Below are 16,760 nucleotides of genomic sequence, written 5' to 3'. Positions count from 1 at the left end.
GATCACAACGCGCGGTAGAAGTCCCGGTGGGCTTCGGCGGCCGCAACCCACGTGTAGCGGCGGGCCAGCGCGCGCCCGGGCGCGGGGTCGGTGTCGTCGAGGGCGGCTCGCAGCTCCCGGGCGAAGCCGGGCGGGTCGGCCGCGAACCGGGCCGCGCCGCCGAAGACCTCGCGCAGCACGGGCAGGTCGCGGGTCACCACCGGCACCCCGGCGGCCAGGGCCTCCATCGCGGCCAGCCCGAAACCCTCCTTGGTGGAGGGAAAGGCGAACACCGCCGCCGAAGCCGTCAGCGACGGCAGCTCGTCGTGGGCGACCGGGCCCAGCACGACCGGCGCGACGCCCAGCTCGGCCGCGCGTTTCTCCCAGCGCGTCCGGTACTCGCGGTAGTCGAACAGCGTCTCGCCTCCCGCGATCAGCAGGCGGAGGTCCGGCTCGGCCAGCAGCGCGTACGCCTCCAGCAGGTCCAGCGACCCCTTGCGCGGCTCGATCCCGCCCACCGCCAGCACGTACCGCCCGCGTTCCGGTGACCGGGCCGCGGTGGCGAAGCGGTCGTAGTCGACGCCGTTGGGGATCACCGTCGCCTCGATGCCCCAGCCGGCCCGGACCTCCGCCGCGACCGAGGCCGAAACGCAGACGTGCGCGTACGGCCGGACGATGGCGCGTTCGTGGCAGGCCGCCAGCTCCGGGGTCGTGAAGGTGTCGAGGTGGTGGATCGTCCGCACGCACGCGTCGACGGCGTTGGCGCTGATGCAGTCCTGCGCGTGGACGACGTCGTAGTCGGCCGGGGTGAACGCGGACCGCAGCACCGCGATCGAGCGCAGGATCCGCGCGCCGACGGACTCCCCCGCGACGTCCGGGAACGGGACGATCGCCAGCCGCACCCGCGGGTCGACCGGCCGGAAGAACCCGGCGTCGCCGCCGCGGCCGAGCGTCCACACGGTGACGTCTTCGCCGAGCTCCGCCAGCGCCTCGGCCAGTGCGAGCGTGTGCACCACTCCCCCGCGCGGCTTGGTGGAGTAGCTCAGCAGGGCGATGCGCATCAAGCCTCCCGGTACACCGACGGTTTGCGTTCCCCCAGGTGGTGCAGCACACGCCGGGCGTTCGCGATCTCCTGGCCGACGTCCAGTTCGGCGACCGCGATGCCGGCCTTCGACCAGGTGCGGGCGAGGATGTCACCGCCGGGCCCGACCACCTTGGCCTGGCCGAGGAACCGCATCCCGCCCATCGCGCCGGTCTGGTTGGACGAGACGAGGACCACCTGGTTCTCCGCCGCGCGAGCCTGGTCGTAGAGGTCGAACAGGCGCGACTGGCGGTCCTGCGCCATCCGCGGCGCGCGGTTGGTGATGCTGGTCGGCCACGCGCTGAGGCAGGCGAGCACCTCCGCGCCGTCGACCGCCAGCGTGCGCGCCGACTCGGGGAACGTCTTGTCGTAGTCGATCAGCATGCCCAGCCGCCCGACCGGCGTGTCGAACGCGGCGAAGGCGTCACCCGGCTCGTAGGCGACGCTCTCCCCCGGCGGCTGGTGCACCTTGCGGTGCCGGCCGAGCACACCGTCGCCGGTGACGCAGACCGCGGAGTTGTAACGACGCGGCCCGTCCGCCTCGCAGTAGCCCACGCAGACGACCATCTCCGCGGCGAGCGCGGCGATCGTCTTCAGCTCCGCGCAGCCGGGGTCGAGTGCCGGGGGCAGGGCGTCCGGGTCCGGGTGGCGCAGGTCGGCGAGGTACCCGCCGAGGGCCGCGTCCGGCAGCACCAGCAGCGCGGCGCCCGACGAGCGCGCGTGGTCGATCAGCGTCGCGATGCGCTGCAGGTCGAAGTCGAGGTCGCGGCCGAAGTGCGCGGCCACGGCGGCGATGCGGATCTGCCCCATTCACGGGACACTAACCGGGTAGGCGTCGGGCCGTCTGTCCGCCAGGTGCCCCATCGACCGCCGCGCGGTCGCGAGCGCCGCCTGGACGTCGAGCTCGGCGACGGCCAGTCCTTCCGTGACGCCGGTGTCGGCGACGATCTCGCCGCCGGGGTCGACGACCTTGGCGCTCGCGACGAACCGGAGGTCGCCGAAGGCGCCGGACTGGTTGGCCGAGAGCCAGACGATCTGGTTCTCCAGCGCCCGCGCCCGGTCGAAGAGGTCGAACCGCCGCTTCCAGCGGTCCTGGGCCAGGTCGGGAGCCGCGTTGGTCCGGCTGCCCGGCCACGCGCTCAGGCAGACGACGATCTCGGCGCCGTCGAGGGCCAGTGCCCGCGCCGACTCGGGGAAGGCCTTGTCGTAGCAGATCATCATGCCGAGGCGCCCGACCGGCGTGTCGAAGGCGGCGAACCCGCGCCCGGCCCCGTAGCTGGCGTTTTCGGCCAGGGGCTGGTGGACCTTGCGGTGGTTGCCGAGGACACCGTCGCCGGTGACGCAGACCGCGGAGTTGTAGCGGCGGCCGCCGGCGAGTTCGCAGTACCCCGCCGTGAGGACGAGGTCACCGGCGAGGGCCGCCAGCCGCTTGATCTCCGGGCCGTCCACGGCCAGCGCGGGCGGGCCCTCGGCGCCGCCGTCGAGGTTGGCGAGGTAACCGCCGAGCGCCGCCTCGGGCAGGGCCAGCAGCCGCACGCCCTCGGCTTTCGCCTCGCCGACGAGCTTCTCGATGCGCGCGAAGTCGCCTTCGAGGTCGCGGTCGAACGGCGCGGCGGCCGCGGCCATCCTGAGTGTGGTCATGAGTTCCCCAATCCGGTGACGCCGCCGTCGATGGCGGGCGTCCGTTCGCCGTCGGGCCAGCGCAGCGTGACGCCGGCGCCCGCGACCAGCTCGCCGCAGTCCGCGGTCACCGCCGGGCCCGCGGGTGCGGGCGCTCCGGCCGTGAGCATCGCGAACCCCGGGAAGCAGGTCAGCCAGTCCCCTGTGGACGCTTCGCGCGGCCGTGGCACCTCGCCGACGTCCAGCACCGCGCCGCAGCCGGACGCCTCGGCGAGCATGCCGAGGGTGCCCGCGATCCCGGCCATCGAGACGTCCTTGGCCGCGCTCGGTCGCGCCGCGGCGACCGAGCCGAGCAGGGCGCGCAGCTCGGGTGTGCGGCGGAAGCTAGTCGAGTCCCATTGCCGTCCGGTGTAGCCGGGCCGCCAGCCGCCGCAGAGGTCGGCGGTGAGCCAGACGCGCTCACCCGGCTGGCCACCGCCGCCGGGCACCGGGTCTTCGGTGCGCCCCAACGCCGTCACCGACAGCGAAGCCGGGACGCCGAACTGGGTGTGGCCGCCGAGTACCGGGACGCCGTACGCCTCGCTCGCTTTGCGCAGTCCACTCAGGACTCGCGCGGCGAACGACGCGTCTCGCGCACCCAGCGTGTCGAGCAGGCCGGTCGGGGTGGCGCCCATCGCGGCCAGGTCGTTGAGGTTGACCAGGACCGAGCACCAGCCCGCCCACTCCGGGTCGCGCTCGACCATGGACGGGATGATCGCGTCGCAGGCCGCGACGACGTCGGTGCCGGGCAGCGGGACGCCGTCGTCGCCGACAAAGCCGGGTACGCCGGTCATTCCCTGCAACAGCGGGCCGAGCGCGGCCTTGGTCGAGCGGGCCAGCGCGGCGATCCGGCCGATCGGCCACCGCATGAGCACGTGGTCGTGGCCCGCGACGGTCACCGGCCGGACGCGCTGCCAGCCGAGCCGGGTGAACAGCTTTTCGGTGCGGGTCTGCACGGTTGCTTCGAACCGCAGCGCGCCTTCGGCCTCGGCTCGTGCGCAGGCCGCGCGGACCAGGGCCGAGCCGATCCCCGGTGGTGACCCGGGCGCGACGACCAGGCGGCCGCCCTTCCACCAGCCGAGGTCCGGGCCGTCGGTCGCCGGGCCGAGCCGGACACCGCCGAGCACTTCGCCTGCCGTGTCCCTCGCTACCAGGACCAGGGTGCGCGGGTCGGTGTCGTGGTCGTCCAAGTCGTGCCCGGCGAAAAGTCCTTGCCGGGCCACAAAAGCTTCGTGCCGCAAGGTGCGATAGGCGGTCAGTCCACTGTGGTCGGCTTCGCCGATGCCGAACGCCGGGCGCGCCGCGACACTGCGGACGTCACCCAGCAACGCGAGAATGTCGTGGTCCACGTCAGCCTCCCGCCGCGCTGAGCAGGCCGCACGCGCCGCACGCGGCACAGCCCGCGCCCTGGTCGGCGCCGGTCATCCCGGCCGCCCGCAGCAGCGCGGCGATCCGGCCGGTGACGTCGGCGACCAGCGCGGGTGACGGCGCGGTCGCCCCGTCCCGCCGGGCCAGCGTGCCGACCATCGGCCGCATCGGCACGGCAAAGGGATAAACGCCTATGTCGATCAGCCGCCCGGCACCGTCCACAAGGGAGTCCGGGTCCTCGCCGAGGCCGATCAGCAGGTACGTCGAGACGCGGTTGCGGCCGAACACCCGGACCGCCTCCGCCCACGCGGCTTCGTACTCCGCCATCGGCACGGTCGACTTGCCCGGCATCCAGCGCCGCCGGACGTCGTCGTCCAGGGACTCGACGTGAATGCCGATCGACGTCGCCCCGGCGTCCCGCAGCTCCTGAAGGACGCCGAGGTCGCCCGGCGGCTCGATCTGCACCTGGATCGGCAGGCCCGGCACGGCGTCGAGCACCGCGCGGACGCAGCGCACGAGGTGCCGGGCGCCGCGGTCGGGCCCGGACGTCGTGCCGGTCGTCATCACCATCTGCCGGACGCCGTCGAGCCGCACCGCCGCTTCGGCGACCTCCGCGAGCTGCTGCGGGGTCTTCGCGGCCACGGTGGACCCCGCCCGCAGCGACTCCTCGATGGTGCAGAACCGGCAGCGCTGGTCCTCGGTGTACCGGATGCACGTCTGGACGACGGTGGTCGCGAGGACGTCCTGTCCGTGGAGCAGGGCGATCTTCCGGTACGGCACACCGTCTGAAGTGGACAGATCGTAGAACCGCGGCCGGCCGACCGGCGCGACGCTCAGGCCGAGGTCGACCCGGCCGCGGTGGATCCGGCCGTCGCGGACCTCGTAGGGGCTGTCGGGGTTCAGCGGCAGCGTGGCGTTGGCACCGTCGACCACCAGGTGGCCGTCGTCGCTCGGCCCCGCGCCCTTGCTGCGCTGCACAGGTGCGTCCACGCGCACCCCGCGGACGGCGATGTCGGCGCGGGTCTCCAAATCCTCTTCGATGCCAACGCGCACGGACCGCTCCTAGAACATGTAGGTGGAGTTGATGATCGCGCCCTTGCGCGCGTAGTGGATCAGCGCGTCCTGGACGTCCAGCGGGTGCGTCGGGATGACGCCCTCGATGAGGTCCTCCTCGCGCGCGCCGTGCAGCGACAGCCCGAAGCGGCAGCAGTAGGCCTTGCCGCCCTCGCTGATGAACGTCTTGAGCTGGTCGTTGATGTTCAGCTCACCCGGGAACGCGGCGTTGCCGGTGGTCGGGAAGCCGCGCGTGGCCAGGCAGTTCAGCGAACCCGGGCCGTAGAAGTAGATCGCGGCTTCGAAGCCCTTCCGCAGCGCGCGCGTCGCCTGCAGGATCGCGACGAAGCTCACCGACGACTCGTGCGCGATGCCGTGCACGAGCGTGAAGTAGCTCTGGCCGGGTTCGGCCTGGTAGTCCGGGAAGACCTTGGTCCCGCCGTACAGGTTGGACCCCTGCGGCAGCGACGGGTGCGGGATCTCGTCGAGGCTGGTCTTTTCGGTGTCGGTCAGCTCTGCCATCGGTCTATTTCCCTTTCTTCGGTCCGTACAGCACGTCAAACGTGCCGCGGAAAACCAGGTCGGCGAGCTCACCGTCGCCGGCCGCGGCGGCCAGCTTGGCGAGTTCACCCTCGTGATCGCCCCACGGTTCGTCGGAGGCGAACAGCACGCGGTCGTGGCCGAGGCCCCGGCGTGAGATCTCCTCGACGAGCCAGCGGGGCGTGAAACCGATCGCCCAGGACAGGTCCGTGTAGACCTGCTTCCCGGCAGCGATCCAGTCGAAGAAGCGGCCACCGACGAGCTTGATGTGCCCGCTCATGCCGCCGCCGAAGTGGACGAGGTGCAGCTTGACGTCGTCGGCGTAGGCGTCGACGAGCTTGCCGACCTCGTCGACGTCCGACGCCGCGCCCGGCGAGGTGTGGACGTGCACGACGAGGTCGTGTTCCCTTGCCGTGGCGAAGATCTTGTCGAGCTGCGGCTTGCACGCGGGGTCGGATGCCTTGCCGCCCAAGAGGAAGCTGAGCTTCAACGCCCGGACGCCTGACTCGCCCACCAGCTTCAGCGCGTCGTCGGTGCGCTCGGCGTCTTCGGCTCGCGGCGACACCCACAGCGCGGCGCTGATCCGGTCGTCCTTGCCCGCCGCCTCGACACAGAGCTCGTTGAAGGAGAAGGCGATCGCCGGATCCGGGACGCCGTAGTTCGGGATCACCAAAGCACGTTCGGTGCCCTCGCGGTCCAAATCGGACAGGAGCTCGCCGATCGTCGCGCGGCTCCCGATCGCGGGCGCGACCGGCGGGCCGCCGTAGAACGGGAACGCCGGGAGGACGCCCAGGTGGCGGTGGGCGTCGTTCGTCCACTTCATGCGACCGTCCTCGGTGCGACCCAGTCGTCGTCGGCCGGGTACGTGCTCACCGGCGTGCCGGAGAGCCATCGGACGTCACCCCGGCCGCCGCCGGTGATCCGCCGGGCCAGGTACTCGGCGTCCGCGGCCACACCGCAGAACCGGCCCGAGCCCCAGGTGTGCTGCCACGGCAGGCCGAGGAAGTACAGGCCGGGGCAGCTCGTGACCCCGCGGTGGTGCGTCGGATACCCCTTGCCGTCGAAGACCGGGACGTCGATCCAGCGGTGGTCGCGACCGAAGCCGGTGCTCCAGACGACCGCGGAGAGCGCTTCCGCGGCGAGACCGCGCGGGCCGTCGACGGGTTCCCAGACCGGCCTGTACCGCTCCTCCCGGGGCGCGGGAATCCCCCGCTGGGTGATGAACCCGTCGATCGAGTCCTTGATGCCTTCGGAGACGGCGTCCGCGGCGTCGAGGTTGCGGCGCAGGTCGTCGGCGAACTCCAGCCGACCGTTGCGGATGCCGGACAACCGGCCGTAGAGCTGCATGCCCTGGGCGGCGAACGCACGCAGGTCGATGTCGTGGCCGCCGTCGCGGCCGGTGACGTAGTGGTTGGCCCGGAACCGCACGGCGTCCGCGTCGGCGAACTCGTCGATTCCCCGGCCGTAGTACCCCATGTCGTCCAGCCACGCCACGACGTCCCGCCCGCGATAGCGCCGGGCGACCCGCGGCGCCGACCCGACGGCGAGGTGCACCCGGCGGCCGGCGAGGTGCAGGTCCTCGGCGATCTGGCAGCCGGACTGCCCGGTGCCGACGACCAGGACGTCCCCGTCGGGAAGCTGCGAGGGGTTCCGGTATTCGGCCGAGTGCAGCTGGACGACGTGCTCGGGCAGCCGTTCGGCCAGCCGCGGCTTGAGCGGCACCTGGTACGGGCCGGTGGCCAGCACGACGTGGTCGGCGGTCAGCTCGCCGGCCGACGTCGTGAGCCGGAACCCGCCGCCGGGCAGCTGCCGCAGCCGCGTGGCTTCGACACCCTCGTGCAGCGGGACGTCGAAGTCCTTCACGTACGACTCGAGGTAGGCGACGATCTCGTCCCGGACCATGAACCCGTCCGGATCGTCACCCGCGTAGGGAAAACCGGGCAGCCGGCATTGCCAGTTCGGGGTGACCAGGCAGAAACTGTCCCAGCGGCGGGTCCGCCATTCGTGCCCCGCGCGCTCGCGTTCGAGCACGAGGTGCCCGACCCCGGCGGAGGTCAGGCAGTGGGACATCGAGAGTCCCGCCTGGCCGCCGCCGACCACGATCACCGGCCGGTGCAGGCCGTCGAGCTGGAGGTTCATGCCGATCAGTGCACCGGCAAACCATTTCCGGACGGTTTCCTCCGGAACATCGGCGTGTTACCGGAGCGCCGCCGCGTGACAACTTTCCCCGGTGCCGCTTAACATCCGTGGCGGGCGCTGAACTTCGACACCCCCGAACCGACCTGGGTCCGCGTCCCCGTCGGCAGGGTGACCGTGGCGGTCGAGTTGCCGGGCACAGTCACGGTGAGGTCGAACCGGCAGCCGGTCTGCGTCCACTCCGACGCCACCACCCCGCGGACCGTGTTGATCGACGCCGCGACGTGGCCGAGGCCGGGCGGTACCTGCGGGGCGATCGTGATCGACGCGTACCCCGGGGCCGCCGGCGTGATACCGGCGAACTGCGTGTAGAAGGCGGCGTTGATCCCGGCGAACATCGCGTGGTCGTGGGTCTCCATGCCGGACTCGTAGGTCCACTGCTCCCACGGCGTGGTCGCGCCGCGGCCGATCTCGTACCCGAAGCCCGGGTAGGTCCGCTGCCGCAGCACCGTCAGGGCGACGTCGATCCGGCCGGCCTTCGCCAGCGCTTCGGGCAGGTACCGGGTGCCGAAGATCCCGGTGTCGAGGTGCCCGCCGTTCTTCGTCAGGATCGTGTCGGCGAGCTTCGCGCCCACCCCGGCCACCTTGTCCGGCGGCACCATCCCGAACGCCAGCGGGAGGATGCTGGTCGTCTGCCGGCCGTCGCCGTAGATGGTGCCCGAGGCGTCGAGGAAGCGGGCGTTGAACGCGTCCGCGATCGACGTCGCCAGCTCGGTGAAGTGCGCCGCGTCGGCGGTGTTCCCCAGGGCCCGCGCGGCCTTCGCGACGTCCTCGGCCTGCCGGAACGACAACGCCGTGTTGACGACGGACCGCTCGCTGAAGCAGTCGCCCGCCGACGGGTTCCCCTGTCCCCCGTTGGCGTTCGGGCCGCGGTCGGGCGGGCACCAGTCGCCGAAGCCGCGGTCGTCCGGCCAGATGCGGCCGGGGTAGGCGGTGGCGTTGGTGTCGACGAACGCCTTCATCGCCGGGTAGGCCGCGGCGAGCCGGCCGAGGTCGCCGTACTGCTCGTAGAGCGACCAGGCCAGGTCGACCGAGCCGCCGCCCATGTCCGGCAGCTGCGCGTTGCCCGCGTCGCTCGGCAGCGCCGTGCCGGGCGGCAGGTCGAGCAGGTACTCGCCGTAGAAGCCGGCCATGCCGAAGTCGAGGACGGACGCGTCGTGGTAGGCCTGCACGTCCATGCCCGGCGGGGTCCGCTCGTCGCGCACGGGGTTGTCGGTCGGCAGGCTCATCGAGTTGTTCAGCACCGCGCGCCGGTTGTTCGCCCAGATCGTGTTCAGCAGCGGATCGGACGTCTCGACGTGCCCGGTCGCGGCGACGTCGGCGTGCACGACCCGGCCCGCGACACTGCCGAGGTCCGGCTGGCCCGGGTAGCCGGTGAGCTCCAGGTAGCGGAAGCCGTGGTAGGTGAACCGCGGCTCGTAGACCTGGACCCCGCGCGCCGGTCCGAGGGTGTAGGAGTCGGTCGACGCGGCGTTGCGGTTGGTGGTGGTGTCGAGCGTGCCGTCGGCGTTGAGCTCCTCGGCGGTGCGCAGCCGCACGGTCGTCCCGGCCGGCCCGGCGACACGCAGCTGCGCCCAGCCCGCGAAGTTCTGCCCGAAGTCGTAGACGTACACCCCCGGACGCGGCTGCTTCACCGCCACCGGCCGCAGGGTCTGCACCACGCGGATCGGCGGCGCGGTGGTGGCGGTCAGCGTCGTGCTGGGCGCGGCGGCCGGGCGCACCGGGTGCCAGGCCGCGTCGTCGAAGCCGGGCCGGTCCCAGCCGTCTTGGGCGAGGCGGGCGTCGTAGCTCTCCCCGGCGTAGAGGTCGTTGGCCGTCACCGGGCCGTCCGACCACCGCCAGGAGTCATCGGTGGTGATGGTCCGGCTGGTGCCGTCGGCGAAGGTGACGACCAGCGCGACGATCCCCTGTTTCGGCCCGGTCCAGCGGAACCCGTACTGGCTGAACCGCGGTCCGTACCCGTTGCCCAGCCACAGTCCCGCGGCGTTGTGTCCGATGTGGACCTGGTTGGTGACGTCGAAGGAGTCATAGAGGTTTCGCCGGTCGTACGGTGTGCTCGCCGGGGCCAGTACCTGGTCGCCGACCTTGCCGCCGTTGAGGTGCAGTTCGTAGAAGCCGAGGCCGTAGACGTACGCCCGCGCCGAGGCGACCTTCTTGTCCAGGACGAACTCGTGGCGCAGCAACGGCGCGTCCGGCGACTGGGCGAGCAGGAGCGGGTCGCCCTGCGGCTCGAGCTGCCCGTCGGTGACCGTGGTGCCGGGGAACCGGGCGTCCGGCGTGGCCGAGAAGTCGTCGGAGAACAGCGGTGTGCCGTCGAGACCGTGCACGGCGAGGTTGTCGTAGGCGGCTGCCTCGGGGGTGCCCTGGCTGACCGACGTGCGGAACCCGATGGTGCCCGCGCGCACCGCGTCGACCGTGCGGGAGTCCACTTCGGTCCCGTCGAGCACCGTGACGACGGTGCTTCCCCGGGCTTCGATCCGCAGGTGGTGCGGCGCGCCGGCGTTCTGCGGGGTGAGGACCGGGCTCAGGTCGGTCTCCCCGAGCAGCGCGAACGAGCCGTGGCTCTTCTCGTGCGGCCGCAGCAGCACCTTGCCCGGGGTGGTGGCGGCGTTCACCTGCCACATCAGGAAGTCGTCGGAGCCGGTGGCGCGGAAGACGACGCTCGCGGCCGCGGCCTTGATCGTGAAGTCGACGTCCAGGGTGAAGTCCTGCCACGCGTAGGCGCCGCCGGTGTCCGGCGTGATCCACTCGGCGCCCGCCCAGTCGGGTCCGGTCTCCCACCACGCCGTGTCGGCCTTCGCCGGGGCGCCCCCGCGGGCACCCCACACTTGGACGGTCCAGTAGTTCCGCTTCCCCGCCGCGGGTCCGCGGTAGGGCACCGCGACCGAATCGGCGCCGGCGACCTTGCCGCTGTCCCAGACGTCGGCCCGGTTCTCGGCCAGCAGCCGGGGACTGCTGGCGACGAGGATCCGGTACGCCGTCTGCCGGTCGCCGGGGCGCAGCTTCCAGCTCAGCTTCGGCGCGGTGCTCGCTGCCAGCGGATTGACGACGTTGTCCACCCGCAAGTCGAAGGCCTGCGCCGAATCACGCCCCGTCGCGCTGCCGGGTGAGGCCGCGAACACCACGGCCAGCACCGTGGAAAGGAGAACAACGACGAGCCGGTGACCGGACATGAACGCTCCATCCACAGCCTCTTGAAACGTTTCAAGAATTCTAGCAGCGCACCTCCGTCTCTCCCAGGTTGTCCACGAGACAGAATCCGCGGTGATCACCGGACCGGGTAGGCTCGAACCGGGGATTCTCCACGGTCATCGCGGATCCGAGGGAGCTGTCGACGTGGTCGAAACGCACAACATCGTTCGCCCGCCCGCCGAGCTCAGCGCGGCGCTCGCGGCCATCGGCAGCGCGACGGCCAGCGGCGAGCTCAGCCGGATGGGCATCCGCAGCGCGTTCATCAGCGGCCCGGTTTCGGTGACGCCCGGCGTGCGTGTGGCCGGTCCGGCGCTGACCCTGCAGTTCCTGCCGAAACGGGAAGACCTCTACCCCGTCGAGGAATACGAGGAACCGGAAAAGCAGCTGCACCGGCACGTCATGTACCACGCGCAGCCCGGCGACATGATCGTCGTCGACGCACGCGGCGACATGAACAGCGGCGTGTTCGGCGAGATGATGCTGACTTACTTCAAGGGCCGCGGCGGCGCCGGCGTGGTGGTCGACGGCTGCCTGCGCGACACCGGCGAGGCCAAGAAGCTCGGCCTCGGGCTGTGGATCCGCGGCGCCACCCCGAACTTCCACACGCAGACCGGCATCGTCCCGGCCGCTGTCAACGTCCCGGTGGCGTGCGGCGGCACGCTCGTCGAGCCGGGCGACATCGTGGTCGCCGACGACGACGGGGCGGTCGTGGTGCCGGTCAAGCTCGCCCCGGCCCTGGTGGCCCACGCCCAGGAACACGCGGAGTGGGAGGAGTTCTCCCGCATCCGCCTGGCGGAGGGCGGCGACCTGCGGCGGTACTACCCGCTGTCCGACGAGGCCCGGCCCGAGTACGAACGGTGGCGGGCCGAACAGGGCCGCGCCTAGAGCCTGGTACGGGCGCGGGTGACGGAAACTCCCGATGTCCGGCACCCGATCGCCCGTCTGTGCGGCATCGGGATTGCCGCCGTCAGCAAGAATACCGCTGAGCCGCGCCTAACTCCACAACCGGTCGTGGCTCGACTCCTTGTCCCAGTGCGTCGTCTCGGCGAAGAACACCGGATCGCGCGGATCCAAGTGGCGGCGCAGCAGCTCCTCGTTGACATCCCCGAATCCCAACCCAGGCGTGTCCGGCACCGCGATGTAACCGTCCTGGATCACCGGCCCGGTGACGAGGTCGCCCCAGAACTCCACATCAGCCGCGTGGTGTTCCAGTGCAAGGAAGTTCTCCGTCGCGGCAGCCAGATGCACACACGCCATCGTCGCGATCGGTGACGCCGCCAGGTGCAGTGCCATCGCGATCCCGCGCTCCTGCGCGTAGTCGCCGATGCGCTTGGTCTCCGCGATCCCGCCCGCCGTCGCCGGATCGGGGTGCACGACCCGGACAGCACCGGCGTCCAGCAGCGGCCGGAAGCCGTCCAGGAGGTAGATGTCCTCCCCCGTGCACGTCGGGACGGCGACGGCCTCGGTGAGCTGCCGCCACTGGTCGGTCAGCTGCCACGGGATCAGGTCCTCGATCCACGCCAGTGTGAACGGCTCCAGCGCCCGGCCGATCCGGATGGCGGAGTCGAGCGCGATGTGGCCGAAGTGGTCGACGGCGAGCGCGATGTCGTAACCGACCACCGACCGGACGATGTCCACATAGGACACCAGGTGGTCGACACCCTTGACGGTGACCTGGATTCCGGTGAACGGATGCATCGTCGTCACGTCCGAGCGGGCGCCCGGCGGCGCGATCAGCGCCCCCGGGACGTCCCACAGCAGGTCGACACCCACGTCCATCTTCAACATCGTGAACCCGCGCTGCTTGCGTTCCAGCAGCCGGAGGCCCATCGTGTGCGGGTCCGGCAGCGACGGCGTGTCCGCATAACACCGGATCTCGTCCCGGAACCGGCCGCCGATCAGCGCGTACGCGGGCACGCCGTACGCCTTTCCGGCCAGGTCCATCAACGCCATCTCGACGCCCGAAACCCCGCCGCCCTGCCGGCCGTGGAACCCGAACTGCTTGATCTTGCGGAAGATCTTGTCCAGGTTGCCGGGATTCTCGCCCACGAGCCTGCTCTTGAGCATCAGCGCGTAGGTGGCGCTGGCCCCGTCGCGCACCTCCCCGTAGCCGACAAGCCCCTGGTTGGTGTCGATCCGGATGATCGACGAGCGGAACGGCACCCCGGCCAGGTTCGCCACCCGCAGGTCGGTGATGCGCAGCTTGCTCGACCGGGACGCCGTCGCGACGTGCTCCTCGCTCATCCCTTCACCGCTCCCGCAGTGAGGCCCTCGGTGAGGAACCGCTGCCCGAAGCCGTACATGAGCACCACCGGGATGCTGACCAGCAGCGACGCCGCGGCCAGCTGTCCCTGCGGCACGACGTCGCCGAAGATCATCGACTGCATGCCGACCGGCAGCGTCTTGTACTCGTCCTTGGTGATGAACACGAAGGCGAACAGGAACTCGTTCCACGCGTTGGTGAGCGTGAACAGCGCGACCGCGAGCAGGCCCGGTTTGGCCAGCGGCAGCACGATCCGCCGGAACGCCCCGAACCGCGTGCAGCCGTCGACCAGCGCGGCCTCCTCGAGGTCGGCCGGGATCGACTTGAAGTACCCGACGAGCAGCCACGTCGCGAACGGCAGGGTGAACGTCGGGTAGGCGAGCACCAGTGACCACAGCGAGTCGTTGAGCCCGATCCCGCTCATCAGCTGGTACAGCGGGATGAACAACAGCGCGCCCGGCATCACATAGGTGAGCAGGATCGTCACCGTGAAGCTTTCCGAACCCCGGAACTTCAGCCGCGCCAGGGCGTAACCGGCCAGCGCCGCGCAGACCAGGGCGATCACCGTGGACGCCACCGACACCAGGATCGTGTTGACGTACCAGGTGCCGAACGCCCGGCCCTCGAACAGGTTCGTGAACTGCTCGGTGCTCCACGGCGTCGGCCAGAGGTCGTCGGTGCGCGCGACGATCTGGTCGTCGGACTTGAAGGCCGTGACCGTCATCCAGTAGAGCGGCGCGAGCACGAACGCCAGCAGCGCCACGAGCGCGACCCCCGAGCCGGTGCCGCCGACCACACGCGCGGCCAGCCGGTTTCCCCTCGACGCGAGCGCGGAGACGGCCCGGCCGACGGCGGCCGCGAGCACCACGAACACACCCAGCACCACCGCGGCCTTCCAGACGATGTGCGGTGACGCCCAGACCAGCACGAGCACCGAGCCCACGACGATCACCCACGGCAGCGCCCGGCGCTGGGCGGGACTCAGCCGCCGACGTCCCAGATCGGCCGCGCCCGGCTGGTCGCTGCGCCGCATCATCCGCACGAGGATCACCACGAGGACGGCGATGATCGGCAGCATCACCAGCGTGACCGCGGCGCCCGCGCCCAGCTGCAGCTGCTGGATGGCCTTGGAATAGGCCACCATCACGTACGGCGCGGTGGCATCCCCCGGCCCGCCCTGGGTCATCAGCCAGATCAGGTCGAAGTTGTTGAACGTCCAGATCGACGACAGCAGCACCGTCACGATCATGACCGGCCGCAGCCCCGGCAGCGTGATGTGCACAAAACGCTGCCACGGCGACGCGCCGTCCACCATCGCCGCCTCGTGGAGACCGCTGTCGATGGCCTTGAGCCCGGCCAGGAACGTCACCGTGAAGAACGGGATGCCCTTCCAGACGTTGACCAGGATGACCGCCGGCATCGCGAGCGCGGGATCGGACAGCCACTCCGCGGGCCACTTGTCGACGAGCCCGACCGCGGCGAGGCCGGGCCCGATCCCGGAGTCGGTGAGCAGGACGTTGACGCTGCCGAAGATCGGGTCGAGCAGCGACCGCCAGGTGAAGGCCGTGACCACCGTCGGGATCACCCACGGCAGCAGGATCACCCCGGCGAGGACCGCCCGGCCGCGGCGCATGTGGTGCAGCATCAACGCCGCGATGAGCCCGAACGTCACCTTGAAGATCTCGGCGTAGGCGGTGAAGACGAACGAGTTGAGCACGCCGTGGTGGAACAGCGTGTCGCCGATGAGGGCGGTGTAGTTGTCCAGCCCGACGAAGACCGTCGCCTCGCCGTGGCGTTCGGTCGCGCTGGTGAAGATCGAGCCGATGATCGGGACCAGGATCAGGCCGGCGACCAGCACCAGCGTCGGCCCGATGAACACCGCGGCGAGGCGCCAGTCGCGCCCGAGCCGCCGCTGGGTCGGCGTCAGCGAAGACGATCCGCCCGGCGCCGGACGGGCCGGCGCCGGGCGTGGCCGCAGGAGCGTCACTGCCGATAGCCCTGCTGCTCGAAGATCTGGACGATCCGCGTGTGGGTCGCGGCCACGGCGTCGGCGGGCCGGGTGCCCTGGATGACCGACTGCATCATGTCGGTCAGCAGGTAGGCGGCGATGGCGGCCTGCTCGCCCGGGCTCGGGGGCTGCGGGAAGGCGTAGCCGGTCTTGGTCTTCACCGGGAGCGGCACGCGGGTCTGCTCCCGCAGCGCGGCGAAGGCCGGGTCACCGGTGGTGTAGTACGGGTCGGAGTCCCACACCTTGTCCCACGAGGGATTCACCAGGCACGGTGCCTCCTTCGCGACGCCGAGCAGCGCGCTCCCGCCGGCCATGAACTTCGCGACGAGCTTGGCGAGGCTGGGGTTCTTCGCTCCCTTGAACACGACGAACGAATTCGACTCGCCGTACGCGAGCGGCCGGTCGAGCGCCGGTCCCGTCGCGCCGTTGAACGGGTGGGTGTTGGCGTACACCGGGTTCTTCTTGGTCTTCGAATCGGCGTAGACGCTGAACTGGTTGAGCGTGAGCCCGAGGATCTGGGCCAGCCAGTTCTCGTTGTTGCTCGAGTCGGTCCAGCTGCCGATCCCGGGTGGCAGCATCGGCTGGTACTTCGGGTTCGTGTAGATGTCGCCGATGAACGTGACGGCTTCGACGGTCTCCGGCGAGTTGAACACGACCTTGGTGCCCGTGTTGTCCGCGATCGCCCCGCCGTAGGTGTTGATGACGTTCTGGATGAACCCGTTGGCGTCCCCGGACCGGTTCACCGTGAGCCCCCAGCCGAAGCGCCGCTTCGCCGGGTCGGAAACCGCCAACGCGTTGTCGCGCAGCTCTTCCCAAGAGTAGTAGGGCTTCAGCGGGAGACCCTTTTCCTGGTACCAGTCCTTGCGCAGGTACATCCCGGTCGCGATGAAGTGGTACGGGATCGCGAACCAGCGGCCGTCGAACACGCAGTAGTTGGTCGCCTCCGTCGCGGGCTCGCCGTAAAGCGCTTTCATCTCGGTGACCACGTCGGTGACGTCGGTCAGGGCGCCGAGGTTGTGGAGCTGGCCGACGAACCGCCGGTCGCTCATGAAGGCCAGATCGCGGTTGGTGCCCGCCTTCACCTCGGCGTCCATCTTCGCGACCATGTCCCCGGCGTCGCCGGAGACCAGGTCGTTGCGGATCGTGGTGCCGGTGGCCTGCGCGAACACCTGCAGCGACTTGTCCAGCGCCTTGTTGGCGGCTTCCGAATACAGCTTCTGCGAGAGCATCCCCACCGACCCGCCGCGCAGCGACGCCGCCTGGTCGAGCAGCGCCTTCGGCACCTGGACGTCGACCTGCGGCGCGGGGGCGGGATCACCTCCGCACCCGGCGAGGCCGAGCACGCCCAGCGCGCTCACCCCGAGGAAGGTGCGCCTTGAGAGGTCCGTTTTCTGTTCCATGACAACTCCTCGTACCGACGG

Annotated in this window: 13 protein-coding genes; 1 reads left to right on the top strand and 12 read right to left on the bottom strand. The window is 71.0% G+C overall.

Annotation, left to right across the window (positions count from 1 at the left end; translation table 11 throughout):
- Nucleotides 1-2: 2 nt before the first annotated feature.
- From ACZ63J_RS20575 to ACZ63J_RS20535, 9 genes are all read right to left on the bottom strand, one after another.
- Nucleotides 3-1,040: an MSMEG_0565 family glycosyltransferase gene (locus ACZ63J_RS20575; protein ID WP_465408527.1), complete on the bottom strand. Its 1,038-nt coding sequence runs from the start codon at nucleotides 1,038-1,040 to the stop codon at nucleotides 3-5.
- Entirely contained in the window at nucleotides 1,040-1,870 is an 831-nt protein-coding gene (locus ACZ63J_RS20570) for a carbon-nitrogen hydrolase family protein (RefSeq protein ID WP_465311359.1), read from the bottom strand. Before ACZ63J_RS20570 ends, ACZ63J_RS20575 begins: the two co-directional genes overlap by 1 nt.
- Nucleotides 1,871-2,701 carry a carbon-nitrogen hydrolase family protein gene (locus tag ACZ63J_RS20565; protein ID WP_465408525.1) on the bottom strand — a complete coding sequence of 277 codons (831 nt, stop codon included), beginning with the start codon at nucleotides 2,699-2,701 and terminating at the stop codon, nucleotides 1,871-1,873.
- Entirely contained in the window at nucleotides 2,698-4,068 is a 1,371-nt protein-coding gene (locus ACZ63J_RS20560; protein ID WP_465408523.1) for an MSMEG_0567/sll0787 family protein, read from the bottom strand. Before ACZ63J_RS20560 ends, ACZ63J_RS20565 begins: the two co-directional genes overlap by 4 nt.
- Before the next feature lies 1 nt (nucleotide 4,069).
- Nucleotides 4,070-5,140, bottom strand: a complete 1,071-nt coding sequence (locus ACZ63J_RS20555) for an MSMEG_0568 family radical SAM protein (RefSeq protein ID WP_465408521.1) — start codon at nucleotides 5,138-5,140, stop codon at nucleotides 4,070-4,072.
- A 9-nt stretch (nucleotides 5,141-5,149) separates the two neighbouring features.
- Nucleotides 5,150-5,662, bottom strand: coding sequence for an MSMEG_0572/Sll0783 family nitrogen starvation response protein (locus ACZ63J_RS20550; RefSeq protein WP_285484086.1), 513 nt, complete (start codon nucleotides 5,660-5,662; stop codon nucleotides 5,150-5,152).
- 4 nt (nucleotides 5,663-5,666) lie between these two features.
- The gene (locus tag ACZ63J_RS20545) at nucleotides 5,667-6,503 is read right to left on the bottom strand and encodes an amidohydrolase family protein (protein WP_465408519.1); all 837 of its coding nucleotides are present in this window, start codon (nucleotides 6,501-6,503) and stop codon (nucleotides 5,667-5,669) included.
- Nucleotides 6,500-7,819: an MSMEG_0569 family flavin-dependent oxidoreductase gene (locus ACZ63J_RS20540; protein WP_465408517.1), complete on the bottom strand. Its 1,320-nt coding sequence runs from the start codon at nucleotides 7,817-7,819 to the stop codon at nucleotides 6,500-6,502. Before ACZ63J_RS20540 ends, ACZ63J_RS20545 begins: the two co-directional genes overlap by 4 nt.
- Before the next feature lie 98 nt (nucleotides 7,820-7,917).
- On the bottom strand, nucleotides 7,918-11,049 hold the full coding sequence (locus ACZ63J_RS20535) for a family 78 glycoside hydrolase catalytic domain (protein WP_465408515.1): 3,132 nt from the start codon (nucleotides 11,047-11,049) through the stop codon (nucleotides 7,918-7,920).
- 163 nt (nucleotides 11,050-11,212) lie between these two features.
- Here ACZ63J_RS20535 and ACZ63J_RS20530 point away from each other — a divergent pair, with 163 nt between their 5' ends.
- Complete coding sequence (locus ACZ63J_RS20530; RefSeq protein ID WP_465408513.1) at nucleotides 11,213-11,953, top strand: ribonuclease activity regulator RraA; 741 nt, start codon at nucleotides 11,213-11,215, stop codon at nucleotides 11,951-11,953.
- 108 nt (nucleotides 11,954-12,061) lie between these two features.
- Here ACZ63J_RS20530 and ACZ63J_RS20525 read toward each other — a convergent pair whose 3' ends face one another.
- The 3 genes from ACZ63J_RS20525 to ACZ63J_RS20515 are packed head-to-tail and all read right to left on the bottom strand — an operon-like array spanning nucleotide 12,062 to nucleotide 16,739.
- The gene (locus ACZ63J_RS20525) at nucleotides 12,062-13,312 is read right to left on the bottom strand and encodes a mandelate racemase/muconate lactonizing enzyme family protein (RefSeq protein ID WP_465408511.1); all 1,251 of its coding nucleotides are present in this window, start codon (nucleotides 13,310-13,312) and stop codon (nucleotides 12,062-12,064) included.
- Nucleotides 13,309-15,318, bottom strand: a complete 2,010-nt coding sequence (locus ACZ63J_RS20520) for an ABC transporter permease (RefSeq protein WP_465408509.1) — start codon at nucleotides 15,316-15,318, stop codon at nucleotides 13,309-13,311. The genes ACZ63J_RS20525 and ACZ63J_RS20520 overlap by 4 nt, the downstream gene beginning before the upstream one ends.
- Entirely contained in the window at nucleotides 15,315-16,739 is a 1,425-nt protein-coding gene (locus ACZ63J_RS20515) for an extracellular solute-binding protein (RefSeq protein WP_465439556.1), read from the bottom strand. Before ACZ63J_RS20515 ends, ACZ63J_RS20520 begins: the two co-directional genes overlap by 4 nt.
- Nucleotides 16,740-16,760 lie beyond the last annotated feature (21 nt).

The organism is Amycolatopsis sp. NPDC104863, from assembly GCF_055582965.1.
This window is presented reverse-complemented; position numbering and strand designations above follow the sequence as displayed.